Source organism: Bacteroidia bacterium, from assembly GCA_019695265.1.
Lineage (GTDB): Bacteria > Bacteroidota > Bacteroidia > JAIBAJ01 > JAIBAJ01 > JAIBAJ01.
Genome location: JAIBAJ010000045.1, coordinates 13,068 through 27,459, shown reverse-complemented (window position 1 = coordinate 27,459; position 14,392 = coordinate 13,068). Strand labels below are relative to the sequence as shown.

General features: G+C 40.5%; 6 protein-coding genes. 2 read left to right on the top strand and 4 right to left on the bottom strand.

Annotated elements, in window-relative coordinates:
- The 3 genes from K1X82_08325 to K1X82_08315 form a co-directional block, all read right to left on the bottom strand.
- Nucleotides 1–2,104 (bottom strand): hypothetical protein (locus K1X82_08325; protein ID MBX7182103.1); only part of this gene is annotated, 2,104 nt, incomplete at its 3' end.
- Nucleotides 2,101–5,604 carry a DEAD/DEAH box helicase family protein gene (locus K1X82_08320; GenBank protein MBX7182102.1) on the bottom strand — a complete coding sequence of 1,168 codons (3,504 nt, stop codon included), beginning with the start codon at nt 5,602–5,604 and terminating at the stop codon, nt 2,101–2,103. The genes K1X82_08325 and K1X82_08320, both read right to left, overlap by 4 nt.
- A gap of 515 nt (nt 5,605–6,119) precedes the next feature.
- Nucleotides 6,120–9,128: an amidohydrolase family protein gene (locus tag K1X82_08315; protein ID MBX7182101.1), complete on the bottom strand. Its 3,009-nt coding sequence runs from the start codon at nt 9,126–9,128 to the stop codon at nt 6,120–6,122.
- A gap of 493 nt (nt 9,129–9,621) precedes the next feature.
- Here K1X82_08315 and K1X82_08310 point away from each other — a divergent pair, with 493 nt between their 5' ends.
- Nucleotides 9,622–10,179 (top strand): hypothetical protein, encoded by a 558-nt coding sequence (locus K1X82_08310; protein ID MBX7182100.1) that lies wholly within the window; start codon nt 9,622–9,624, stop codon nt 10,177–10,179.
- A 1-nt stretch (nt 10,180) separates the two neighbouring features.
- On the top strand, nt 10,181–11,101 hold the full coding sequence (locus tag K1X82_08305; GenBank protein ID MBX7182099.1) for a hypothetical protein: 921 nt from the start codon (nt 10,181–10,183) through the stop codon (nt 11,099–11,101).
- Nucleotides 11,102–11,689: 588 nt separating this feature from the next.
- Here the strand turns inward: K1X82_08305 and K1X82_08300 are convergent.
- Complete coding sequence (locus K1X82_08300) at nt 11,690–14,365, bottom strand: ribonucleoside-diphosphate reductase subunit alpha (GenBank protein MBX7182098.1); 2,676 nt, start codon at nt 14,363–14,365, stop codon at nt 11,690–11,692.
- Nucleotides 14,366–14,392 lie beyond the last annotated feature (27 nt).

Genomic DNA, 14,392 nt, shown 5'->3' with positions numbered 1-14,392 from the left:
CATACGGCGGATTCCCAATCACCACATCAAAACCCTTTTCAATACCAAACATCCAGGTGGGCGAAAAGAATGGGCTGGGTTGGCTATCGTCAAAGGGGTTCCAGTGTTTTATTTTTTGGGCTATGGTTTTCAATATAGGGTCGCTGTCGGCTTCAATATCCGCAACTACCTTATCACGTTTTTCAAAATATTCCTTTTTAAGTTCTTCCTTTTCGTTACTCGCCAATGCCGGCGTAAAAAACTGTGTCCGTAATGCTTCCAAATCTTTCAAATCGTTTACCAGTTTTTTAGTGAAGCCCTCGTGAAACGTTCCTTTACTCTCTTGAATAAAAGCATCCAGTCCCAAATCAATCAAACTATTGGCACAAACAAATTTAAAATCAAGATTGGGCAATGGTTTTACGCCAAAATTGTGTACCGAGTCTTTAGGGTTGTAATTTTCTTCCAATACCAAACTTAACCAAGCCCGCAAGCGAGCTATTTCTATGGCCATGGGCATAATGTCCACCCCATAAATATTTTGGCTTAGGATGTCCTTTTTTAGTTCATACGGGCTTTTTACCGTGCCCAGGGTTTCATGCAGCTCCACCAATTTATGCAAAATGCCCATTGGAAAGGCCCCAGAGCCACATGCAGGATCTAAAATTTTAATTTGCTCCAAAAATTGAAGCAACAAAGCTTTTTCTTCCTTTTTTAATTGTGCGGCATCAGGGTTGGCAGCAAATAAGGGCTCAATGGCTTTTTCTATCTTGCTTTTTTCTTCTTCTTTCAGCTCATAAAGTTTGGTTTCTATGGCTAATTGCTGTGGTTTTTTATTGCCAAAGATGTCGCCTGCTTGTTCAGGGTTATTTAAGGTTTTTGTTTTTTGACTGATGCTATGTTGTTCCCACTGTGTTTGCAAATGGGCTTTAATGCTTTCATTTACCATGTAATCCACAATTTCACGTGGCGTATAAAAAGCACCAAAGGCTTTGCGTTGGTTGGCTAATGTTGAGGTTTCTTCGTTTTGGCTGGCGAGTAAGTTTTCAAAAATGCGTCCCAACATTTCCGGGTCAACCGCCACTTGCTGATATTGGCTGCTGCTTTCGTCCACAGTAAAATCATAACTCTCTAAAATTTCAACGAAAGGCAAAAGCCATGCATCTAATTGTAAATCAGTAAATAGTTTGTCTTCTTCACTTTCATCGAACAAACCACCGTTTAGGTAAGGTATTTTTTCAAAAAGCTTGTTGTGAGTTAATGGGTTTCTGTCCTGAACTTTGGTATTCAGGGTTTCAAAAAACAATTTGAGCAATACATTTTGGTAGTAATTATCTGTTTCTTCGATGGTTTTTTTACCTATGAGGGAATGGTCAATAATGCCTTTCTCTTTTAGAAACCAACAAAAAATATAACGACCAATTAAGCGAACGGTAAATTGCTTTACTTGATTTTCTGTGGCCGTAGTATGTTGCGTTTTTACAATGCCTAACAAGGCATCAAATCGTTCTTTAACTTGTTTATAAAACTCTTTGTTTACCTCTTTTATATCCAGCGATTTCCACAGCAGGTCGGCAATTTCGGGTTTCGGTTTAGAACCAACACCCTGCCATTGCTGGATAATTTTATGGTACTGTGTGGTGGTTAATCTTCTGCGGAAGGAAACAATTCTTTTTTGTTCACCCTGATTGAAAATGAGAACTAATTTATCGTAATCAGGAGTAGTTACAAAGTGAATAAAATAAGGTTGTTGTGGAATGTATTGTGGTTTACCCGGAATATTAACAATGCCTTTTATGGAAGCTTGGTAACTGGTTAATCCGGGGTCGTTGTCAACCAACTGATTAATATACTCTTTTTTCAGTTTTTTAAGTACGGCAAAGCGCACTCGTATATTTTGATTTTCGGCGCTTATACGATACAATTGAGGTTGCACTGTTTGTGGAGCTGGCGCCAAAAAATCTTTTAATTTCTGCGTTTGAGGAGAGAGTAATTGCGGTTTGTTTAATGCATTGGGTTCAACTTGCATCCATTGCAGCAGGGCAAAAGCAAAATCCAACACGTAGTCCCTTGACGGGTTTTCTGCGAGTTGGGTCAATTTTATATTGATTTCGTTAATCGTCATGCAAAAATTTGAATAATTTCACTAAGCGGGGCTTTGTCCGTTTTTTCTTCTGGTTTGTATTGATTTGCCAATGAAATGAAAAGTTGAATGATGTTTTCGCCAATATGTTCCCTTCTTCGGTTCATGCGGTTTACCAAACGTACAAGTTTCATGCTTTCTTTATTGATGTAAGCATTTTGAGAGTGTTGAATACATTGCTCAACCTTATCAATTTCATCAAATGGATAACCATATTCAATCATTTTATTTTTCAAATACAGGATAGCCGCTTTTTGGGGTTCATTGTATCGCACCTGATGTTCTTCTTCCGAAAATTGATAGTGTTGAATAAAATCCAAGATGTATGCCTCGGATTCCGGTTTATGTTTGAATTTATCGGCAAAGCGTTCATTTTGTTCGCTGGTTGCCTTTATATGCAACAAACCTTCTGTGTTAGAAAGCAACTCACCAATTTTATCTTTGCTGAAAGCCACAAAATATCCTGCTTCAAAAGTATCCTTTTCACCGGCGGCCAAGTGAGCCAGATGAACAAAATCATCCTCTTCTTTTCGCATTTGAACCTTACCCCATTTTCCTTTTGGCATGTTTTTTATTTGTTCTTTGTAGGATAAAGTAAATTCCTCATTGCGATCAAATGCCCTCAGGTCGTCCATAAATAAATCTTCGGCAGCAAGCAATTCTGATGTTTCAAATATTTTTTGAAATGCAGCCAAACGTTTCTTTTCATCACGACTATAGAGGTCTTCGGTATAATCTTGTGGTTCGGGATCTTCGTCTAATATGGATTGGTCGGTTCCTATGGTATAACGAATCAGGTTGATTTTATCTTCCAGTTTACGGACCAACTGTAGATAACTTTCGAGTTGATCTTCAGGTCGAAAATTGTAAATGAAAATTTCTTCATGTTTGCTTCCAAGGCGATTGATACGGCCATTACGTTGTATCATTCGCACGGGATTCCAATGCAAATCATAATTTATAATCATGCCGCAATCTTGCAGGTTTTGTCCTTCAGAAAGTTTATCTGTAGCAATCAGAAAATCAATTTCCTTTTCTCCGTTTTTCAATTCATATTTTTTTGAAACAGGAGCAAAGCGTTTGGCATAATCCTCAATTTCACTTTTTGAGCCCAAGGCAAATTCTATGTTTTTACCTTTTACTAAATATTGTGAAAGATTTTCAGCAAGATATTGTAAAGTGTCGGCAAAGTAGGTGAAAACTAACACTTTTCGGTCTTCATTTTGATTTAGGTGCTTAGCTAATTCCTGAATCTTGTCGTCCCTGTCTAACAGGTATTTGATTTGTTCTTTGAGAATTTTCAGGACAGCAAGATCCTTTCCGATGTCAGCTTTCAGTTGTGTTACATTAAATACACCGTCATCGGCTACAATACTGGCAAAGCCTTCTTCTACATTTTCAAAATCTTCTATATTAAAGTCTAGTTCGTCTTCCTCAGCATTTTGCTCATTATAAGCATCAATGGCTTTGTTTAAAGCTGAAAGATTTTTTACGGAAATGATTTTATTGAATTGCTCCAATTTGGATTGAAAATCAATCAACTTTTTCTCATAGCTGACAATGGATTTATTGATTGAGAAAAGGGAAGATTCCAAACGTTTTAAAAATACGGTTCTGAATATTCCGTAAATACCAATCTGTCTGCTCAGCTCCCTGTTTTCATCAGCATTCAATTCCAATTCGCCGCGTTTTCGTCCATAATAAGCATGCCGATAGATATTATAACGATAACAAGGAAAACCCAAACTTAGTAGTGCTGTATAAATAATTTCAAGCGAAGAATGAATAGGTTTACCTCTTTCGGTATAATGGTCAAACAAGTCAAGCGGATGAGCTAGATATTCCAATTCTGCTAAACTGCTTATTTCATAATTGAAAGCTCTTTTCAATTCAGGACAAGGATCTGCATGCTTTAGTAGTTGCGATTTGAACTGATTGGGAACTTCATACTCCAAATTATCAGGAAATGATTTTGGAAATTTTTGAAGTTTGCCATTTATCTCCAATCCTTCAGGATATTCTTTTTCAATTCCTTGCCTTGTTCGTCTAACAATAAAGCGATTCAGCAAAGGAGTAAGCTGTTCTTTAACTTGCTGATAATTAATAAATCCGCTATCTCGGATTTGTCTTCTCATATCAGTTTGAAGAAGTTCAAGGCGTTCTTTAAGTGTAAAATATTTTTGTCTGTTTCGATCATAAAATTTACCCAACTTATAAATTTCGCCACCGGAACCTAACATAATTTGATTGGTAAGGTCAGCTAACTGATTGTTGATTGGGGTTGCGGTTAGCAACAACGTTCTGGCATTTTCATTTTCTTGTCTCCATTTTATAAACACATCAAAGCGCTGTCCACCAGATGCTCTCAGGTTATGGCTTTCGTCAAAAACAAATAATCCAACCGGTATAGATTTCAGATTTTCACGTACATCTTTGATTTTTTCGGTGTCTTGTAAGCTGTAAATTTCAGGAATATGAACTACTTTGAAATCATCAAATGATTTTCGCCATTGTTGTATAAGACCAGCCGGTGCAATTACTACTACTCGCTGATTCAAATTCTGTTTATAATATTCAATTACCTTTATTGCGGTGTAGGTCTTACCTAATCCAACAGAATCAGAAAGCATGGCAACACCTTGGCGCTCCAATTTTTTGATTAGTGAATTGGCATTTTGAATTTGAAACTTTAACAATTGGGGTTTCCCTGAAGCTGGGTCATCTATGTCAACCTTATTTTCTTTCTCATCTAATAAATCCTGATTGTAAATTCGATACAGGGCATGTATATACATTTCATAAGCACTAAAGCAGGTGGCTCCGTGTTTGCTTAATTTAAGCACCTCCTCTTTGAATGTCATACTCCAATCTTCACTATCATTCCATAATTCTTCAAACCAAGAGCGGTGTGAAGGATGTTGAGAATGATTTTTGCGAATAAAATTTACGGTAGCATTGTTATCTTCCAATTGATTTAATTCCAAATTGCCAAATAGTCCTTGCTTAGTGAAATTGGAACTGCCGATAATTCCAATGGCATTTTCTTCATCTGATCCAAAAATGTAACATTTTGCATGAAGGAAGTTTTTTTTGTAAACTTTGACTTGAAATTTTCCATTATTTGATTCGTTCAAGTATTTTCCTAGCAAGTCGGCAACCTGTTGAAACTCCACTTTTAATTCCAAGTCCTCTAAGTCTTTTTTCAAATATTTTTCAGGGAAATCAGGGTCTTGTAGTTTTGCGTTCTTAACTTGATAGGCTCTAACAGATGGCTCTTCACCTAATAATAATCGGAAAGTTGTATTTTCACGACCCAGATAATGGTTTAATTCTTTAAGAATTTCAACCATTCCAGGTAAATCCCAATAACCCGTAGCAATGGAGATTTGCGAAAATGAATGGTCATTTAATAATTCTTTAAATATCGTTCCGAAATAATAGGATTCGGAAGAATTGTCAATAAGCTTTGAAGTGGGCTTCATTATATAAAATTTATTTTAGCTCTTTTTACAGAAGAACAATTGGTTTCTTATCTTGAAAGGCTTTGCCTCACAAATAGGATTGCCAAATTTATTTATGTAAAAGACAAGAAATTTTATGAAAAAAAATAAATTTTCAACCATTACAGAATTTTTAAAATATTGCTGTATTTTTTCCTTATGATCTTAAATACAATTCTAATTATATCATTGATTTTTAGAAATATAGCATTTGCCAAACGCCTATTTAGCTGTAAAATTTACAAGAAATATTAACAAGTAAAGTATCTTTGGCTCTAAAGGGCCTTAAATCAATTTTAATACGCTCAAAAATACTTACCTTGCACTTCACCCTCGGGTAGGGATAGTAGTGGATAGCCCACAGGAGACCCATGGCGCTAGCCTGGGGCGACGAGGACTAGGAACGAATAGCCCGACCATTCGCCTTGCACCTCATTCCATTTACAACATAGACCGGTTTGGCGAATGGGACCCGCCAAATAAACAGAATTAATCCCCTAATCCACCACCTCTTCATCTACCGTTTCGCAGTGGTATTCCCGGTAAGTTTTGGTTTCGGGTTTTTGGGTTTTCTCACCGTTCTTTTTTGCCTTAATCATCTTCTGAAGTATGCGGGTTCGCTCTTCGGCCATAGATCTTCGGGCGGCAACATCTTTGTCTTTATCAAAGTAACAAACCCCATCTACAAAGGTATAATCGGCCTTGGTATAAATACTTAGTGGGGGACCATTCCAAAGCACCAAATCGGCATCCTTTCCGGGTTTTATACTTCCCATTTTGCTATCTAAATGCAACAATTTAGCCGGATTTAAAGTCACCATTTTTAAGGCATCTTCTTCCGAAACACCACCATACTTTACGGTTTTGGCTGCCTCCTGGTTGAGTCGGCGCCCCATTTCGGCATCGTCGCTGTTGATGGCTGTAACAACCCCAACCTTGTTTAGCATAGCTGCATTGTATGGAATAGCATCGTTTACTTCCCATTTATAGGCCCACCAATCGCTGAAAGTGGAACCACCTACCCCATGCTTTTTCATTTTGTCGGCCACTTTGTAACCCTCCAAAATATGGGTAAATGTATTTACTTTGAAACCCATGCTGTCGGCTACGTGCATCAACATATTTACCTCACTTTGCACATAGCTGTGGCAAGTAATGAATCGTTTATTTTCCAAAATTTCATTTAATACTTCCAATTCAATATCTCGGCGTGGTGCGGGTTGAGTTTTACTTCCGTTATAGTCGGCCAGATTTTTTTTGTATTCTTTTGCTCTGATAAAAGCATCATAAAATGTTTGCTCCACACCCATGCGGGTTTGAGGGAAACGAACTGTATTTAAGTCGCCCCAATTGCTTTGTTTCACATTTTCACCAAGAGCGAATTTGATAAATCCATCAGCGCCAGCTATTTTCATTTTCTCGGGCGACATTCCCCAGCGCAACTTAATAAGAGCGCTTTGTCCGCCGATGCAATTGGCCGAACCATGCAACAATTGAGCACCAACCACTCCACCTGCTAATTGTCGGTAAATATTAATGTCTTCGTTATTTACAACATCGGCAATGCTTACTTCGGCAGTAACGCTTTGGGTGCCTTCATTCACACCTTTGCTGATGGCTATGTGACTATGTTCATCGATAATTCCGGGGGTTAAGTGTTTTCCGGTTGCATCAATAACCCTGGCACCTGCCGGATCGAGGTTTTTACCTATAGATACAATTTTACCCTTTTCAATGAGTACATCGGTTTCCTTTAAAACGCCCTCTTTTTCGTTGGTCCATACCGTTGCATTCTTAAATAGTACCTTTTCCTGAGTTGGGAGTTGTTCATTTCCGTAAGCTGAAAACGGGAATAATACTTTACCCAACGAGCTTGAATCGGCTTTGGTGCTATCTTTTTTTATTTCTTCAGTAAAGGGCGAAGTTTGGGTGGCAGACCAGGAAGCATAACTGCCATCTTGGAAGGCTGCTTCACCGGAAAGGGTAAAGCCATCGAGACGACCGGAAAGTCGGTTTTTGATGGGGTTCTTTTTGTCGGCAGAGTATGAGAGGGTAACGAATTGCCTTTGTTGGCTTATATCTACATTTATTTTGGTAGTGTCTTTCGGCGCTATTAATTTGGCTTCCGGTTTGGCTATTTCTCCTTTAATTTCGAGGGTATAACCCGGCTTGTCGGCGATTTTCATGGTATATGTTCCCCGAAGGTCAATGGTTTGACGTTCGTTGATGATATACTGTTTGCCACGAATCCAGTTTTCATAGATTTGATTCTTCTTATCGAAGAGTTTATGACTTGTAACCAGGAAGTTGGCTAACATGCCCGGTTTTAAAGCTCCGGTTAAGGAAGAAACTCCGGCAATTTCGGCCGGGGTTAGGGTTAGGGCTTTTAAGGCATCACTTTCACTAAGGCCTCGCTCAACCGATTTTCGAACTTTGGTCCAAAAATCCGATTTGTCTTTAAGATCGGCCGATGTTAGAGCAAAACGCACCCCGGCTTTTTGCAGCATAGCCGGATTGGATGGGGCCAATTCCCAATGTTTCAGATCTTCAAATGCAATTTCCCAACTTTCATAAACATCTTCCACTTCGTAAGCATCGGGGAAATTAACCGGTAAAATAAAAGTGGCATTCGTTGCTTTTATTTCATCCAACAATTGGTATTCATCCCCACCTCCTTTTAAAATGTACTGGGTTTTAAATTCATCTCCTAATTTATCGGCACGTAGGGCAGAAAGTTTGTCTCCTACTTCAAATATAGAACTTAGGTTTTGGTTTTGATTCCAAGCCTCCAAACTGAGGTTCATTTCCTGTAATTTGGCTTTTTCGTTTTTGTACCATAACCCGTCGAGGTAAGTTTGCCTAAGCAAGGCAATGCTGCCCATCAAGGAAGAGGGATAATCCTGGGTGGAATTACCTTTGTTGAAGGAGTAATGAGCATTTGCCTTTTCTTTTATCAACAATTGGGTTTCTTTGTCTTCACCCAACAAAACCACCGCCGAAGTTCCCCTTGCAATGCCATCGTTATAAAAGGTAAGAGCTGTAGAAAATCCTAGTTTACGCAGTTCAGCGGCCTTATCTTTGTTGTAGGTAAACAAGCGTGATGCATCGGTTTCGGGCTTTAAGGACTGATTCCAGGCATAGGCTCCCTTCGTTGCAGATTCGAGCTGTGGTCCGGGGTTGTCCCGATTGCGTCTTACCTCCGGCATTCCGTAGTTGGAATAGGATTCCACCAGTCCGGGATAAATAAACTTGCCCTTGAGATCGGTTACAATGGCATCGGCAGGTAAATCGATTTTGGTACCCACCGCTTCCACTTTTCCATCGCGGATGATCAGGGTGGCATTTTCAAGGATGGTTTGATAATCGACATAAATGGTTGCATTGGTAAAGGCATAAGCCACATGCGATTTGGCAACTACCCCATTCGTGGGGAAAGTAACTTGTGCTATACCAGACCAGGTAAAGGCCAAACAAAGGGCCGCGGAAAGCAGGGAACGAAATTGCATTGGGCGAAGATAGGGAATGCTGGAAAAGTCAATCCTAATGAATGGACTATTTTTTTAATTACTTAGAATGTTGGTCACCCTCCGCCAACTGTTTTTTGCTATGCCCCCTTGCTGCACAATAAGAATGTTGGGCGAAAACTTTTAGACAGTAGGTGACCGCCAAACCTCCATTACCCAACAAAATCCGGAAATATTTGAACCTTGACCTTTAAGAATGAATGCAGTTTTTTTTTCCTCGTTGGTATCGGAAAAATGATAGAAAGCAAGTTAATTTGTCGACCAAATCGGCGACAATAGAGGAAAATAAAGAATGAATTTTTCTCTTTTTTTCGGGTATCCAAGAACAAAACGAAAATAGATGGTCGGTTTTTTTCGCAAATTAAACGATGAAAGGTAGGCCTTGGAAGTTTAATTTTTGCACTTCTTTTAAAAATCGGATATTGATAAACTTCCCACCTTGCGCTGATTTTTAAACCGCAAATTTTATCAACAAATGGGACTCATTGCCAATTTATTAGCGCCAAAAGTAGAAGGCTTACTGGATCGTTTTGAAACTACACCTCCGGTAGAAATAAAGGATGAACTATTGTTTCAGGTTCAGGCAACTAAGGCCGGTTTTATTCCATGGTTTTTAAAACTGGTCGGCTCAAAAAATCAAAACCTGAACATTTATATTACGCCACGGACCTTAACCCTAGTTGAAGGAAAATTTACTACCATGTTACCCACCTCGGAAATTTATCAAATCCGCATGGGATATGGCAAAAACAAGAAATGGTTAATTTTAGGTTTTGCAACGCTCTTCACCATTTTGCCACCCATTTTGTTTTTCTTTTTGTATTCGAGGTCTGGAGGGTTCAACCTGGAAATTGAGTTTTTTAAGCCACAATCATCCTCTTCCACCGTAGTGAGAGGTCGGATTTTTGCAGCATCCAATCTGGTTATCAGCGATAGCCTGGTTGCTCAAGCCCAGGCTAAGTTGCATGAAATCGTTTTGACCTACAGCCGCTATTTCAAAGGCAGCGGTATCGTTTCAACCGACGACATTTAACATGGCCGATTACAAGGAGAAAATACGGAAGTTTTACCAGGATAATCCCGCACTTCGCAAGCAGGACGAAAATTTGCTTTTTAGCAAGTACGCCGGACTGGAAACTGAATTGTGGCTGGAGCTGGTTACCCGCTATCCTTGGGGGTTTCAGTTAAAAGAGGAGGTTCGCCAATTGGCACTGGATGGGGGAAAAAGTTATGGTACAAAGGAATTAGATGACTTATTTACCCGGTTTGCAGGCAATGAAATTCAGCTTTTAAGAGCCGTTTACCGGAAGTATCACCTTCAAAATCCGACCCTGTTAAAGGCCAAATTGCAAAATCGTAGCGGAAAGGTTTTCAGCGACCGGCAAATCAAGGCCTTCCGCGGTAGGGAACTAGCTGTACTTCAAGCCGTTATTCAAAAATATCCGGGCAAAACCTCCGGATTTGATAACCTTAACAAAACCTCACCTACCAGGGAAATTTCGCAACCTGTCCCACCGGTTGTAACCAATACTGCTGCCGGAACTTCTACAGCCCCGTCCTTTACACCTCCTCCTATTCCTAAACCTGCAGTTACCACTCCGGTTCTGACTTCAAATCCTACTGGTGTAACAACGGTTCAGGTGAACAAAGCCATTGAAACTGCAAGTGTTCCATATCCGGTTACCCAGACTAAAAAACCTGCTACCGGACTTATTATTGGCATTGTTGCCGGAGTTTGGGTACTGGTTTTATGCTTAACCGGGTTTATTTACCGTAAAGAAATTGGGCTGTTGTTTGCTTCTGATGCTGAACGTATGGCGCATGAGCGTATTGAGCAAATTGGTGCACAAACTTCAGAAGGATCAACGGTTCAGGCTAAGGAGTTTTTTGATGAAGACGAATTAATGCAGTTGGCCCAGGACTCCACACTTCAAGCGGAGAAATTAAGCGAATAATTGTTAGATTTTTTGGATGCGGGCCCCTTCCGCCGGTACATATTGCCACAAAACTCAATGGTTTACTGCAAACCGGCGTTCAGGTCACGCTTTCGCCTGTAGTCCTCGGAGCATTGGCTAGCGCTGCATGCTCCTGTGGGCTACCTGGCTCAATCGTTGCCCGGGGTGCAAACCCTGAATATACCACTTTGGTATGGCGTTTTCTGTTGCTCTATAGTGGGTTTATTTTTGGGTGCTGTTGAACCCAGATTACACTTTACAAATTTTTGATCCTAACTGTTTTGCATCGGTTCATGTAACTGTAATTTTCAATTGAGTTTTGGGTTATTTTTCAAATTACTTTGGTTTTACAACCCATCGTTTTGGGAATGTCCATCAAGGTCTATTTTATATATTTAGATTTATAAATACCTGGTAAACTGTGTTTTAAGTATTTTTAAAGAATAATTTATACATTAAATTGGACTAAACATATGGTCCATTCCGTATTATTTCAGCAATACTTTTTCTCTTGAATTATTGGGGTTAAAAAAAACGGCATTCATGAGAAAATCATGAATGCCGTCGGGAAGAATTTAGTACCGGGGGTTAACTACCGCACATTTCGCAACCTTCAGGGTTATCGAGTGAGCAGGAAAGTTGTGCTTGTTCCTCGGCGGACAAACCCGGAGTAAGTGTTGGAACAAATTGAGGCATAACCGGGGTTGGTTGGTAGGCCGGTTGGGTTACCTGAGGTGGAGCTTGGTAAACAGGGGCTGTTGCAACCGGAATAGGTTGAGGTGTAGCCTCTTGATAAGGAATTTCCATTCGGGCAACCTCGCTGTACTGCGGAGGGTTTACCGGTGCAGCGTATGCAGGAACCATTTCGGGCTCCACATTGGCGCGTACCGGAGGTGTGTATACCGGAGTAACCGCCTGAGTGTTTTCTACTCCGGAAGTAGTTGCTGCCTGAACAGTTGATGCTGCCGGTTGTGCAGCAGTTTGAGCAACAGGGGTTTGTTGTTTTTGTTGTTGTAGTGTAAATTGTTGTGCACTGGCTGCTGCCTGACTACGCAAATAATACATACCGGTTTTTAGACCTTTTTCCCAGGCATAAATGTGCATGGAGCTCAATTTGCCGATGTTAGGATCCTGAATATGAATATTCAAACTTTGGCTTTGGCAGATGTAAGCACCACGATCTGCTGCCATGTTGATTATTACTTTCTGAGATATTTCCCAAACGGTTTTATACAAATCTTTGATGTTATCAGGAATTTCATCGATGTTTTGTACGCTGCCTTTGTTGGCAATGATTTTGTTTTTTAGCTCTTCGTTCCAAAGTCCTAAACGAACCAAATCTTTCATCAGATGTTTGTTTACAACGATGTATTCACCGCTCAAAACACGACGCGTATAAATATTGGATGTATAAGGTTCAAAGCACTCGTTATTGCCTAAAATTTGCGAAGTAGATGCGGTTGGCATTGGTGCCAATAGCAAGGAGTTTCGAACCCCATATTTTTTCACTTCTTCTTTCAAAACATCCCATTCCCAGCGGTTACTTGGCGTAACACCCCACATATCGAACTGGAAAATACCTTGAGAAACTGGGCTACCAGGATAGGTTTCGTAATAACCTTCTTCTTTAGCAAGATCTTTACTTGCAGTCATCGAAGCGTAGTAAATCGTCTCAAAAACATCCTTGTTCAATTGAACTGCCTCCGGGCTATCGAAAGGATAGCGCATTAAGATAAAGGCATCGGCCAGGCCTTGAACACCGATACCGATAGGGCGGTGACGCAAGTTACTGCGACGTGCCTCGGGAACGGGGTAATAGTTGCGGTCGATGATTTTATTGAGGTTTTTGGTAATAACATAGGCAATTTCAAACAATTTGTCGTGATCGAATTTGCCTTTATCAATAAACCGTGGCAAGGCAATAGATGCAAGGTTACATACCGCTACTTCGTCGGCTGAGGTGTATTCAACTATTTCGGTGCACAGGTTAGAGGATTTGATGGTCCCCAGGTTTTTTTGGTTGCTTTTTGCATTACAAGCGTCTTTATAAAGCATGTAAGGCGTACCTGTTTCGATTTGAGACTTGATTACTTCTGCCCAAAGTTCCTGAGCGCGGATGGTTTTTCTGGCTCTTCCTTCGGATTCGTAACGGGTGTATAATTTTTCAAACTCTTCACCCCAGCAGTCAGAAAGTCCGGGAGCTTCGTTAGGGCAGAACAAGGACCATTGTCCGTTTTCTTTCACCCTTTTCATAAACAAATCCGGGATCCAGAGTGCGAAGAACAAGTCGCGGGCACGAAGTTCTTCTTTACCGTGGTTTCTTTTTAGTTCAAGGAATTCGTACACATCCGCATGCCAGGGTTCGAGGTAAACAGCGAAGGAACCTTTGCGTTTTCCACCACCTTGGTCAACATAACGTGCAGTGTCGTTGAAAACACGCAACATCGGTACGATACCGTTGCTGGTTCCGTTAGTACCTTTAATGTAGCTACCTGTTGCACGTACATTGTGTATGCTTAGGCCGATACCACCGGCGCTTTGGCTGATTTTAGCGCATTGTTTTAAGGTGTCATAAATACCTTCAATGCTGTCGTCTTTCATGGTAAGCAAGAAGCAGCTCGACATTTGCGGTTTTGGAGTTCCGGCATTGAAAAGGGTTGGAGTAGCATGGGTAAACCAACGTTCGCTCATGAGGTTATAGGTAGTAATTACCGAATCGATATCCTCTTTATGGATACCAACGGCAACTCTCATAAGCATGTGCTGAGGGCGTTCAGCCACTTTACCATTGAGTTTAAGCAAGTAGCTTTTCTCCAGGGTTTTAAATCCGAAGTAGTCATAGCCATAATCCCGGTCGTAGATAATGGTACTATCGAGAATTTCGGCATTGGCCTGAATAATTTGATACACATCCGGAGCCAGGAGGCCGGCGGGTTGGTTTGTTTTTGGGTCTACATAGTTGTATAGAGCCGTCATGGTTTCAGAGAACGACTTCTTGGTAAACTTATGCAGGTTACTTACGGCGATGCGGCTGGCTAGTAGGGCATAATCCGGGTGAACGGTGGTGAAGGATCCGGCGATTTCTGCAGCCAGGTTGTCGAGCTGGGCAGTGGTAACTCCGTCATATATCCCTTCAATTACTTTCATGGCCACTTTAATCGGATCTACGATTGGATCCAGGCCATAACAAAGCTTTTGGATCCGGCTAGTCACTTTATCGAATTTAACCGATTCGCGGCGGCCATCTCTTTTTACTACGTACATCATGCTAAGGGAGAATTTGGTGTGGTA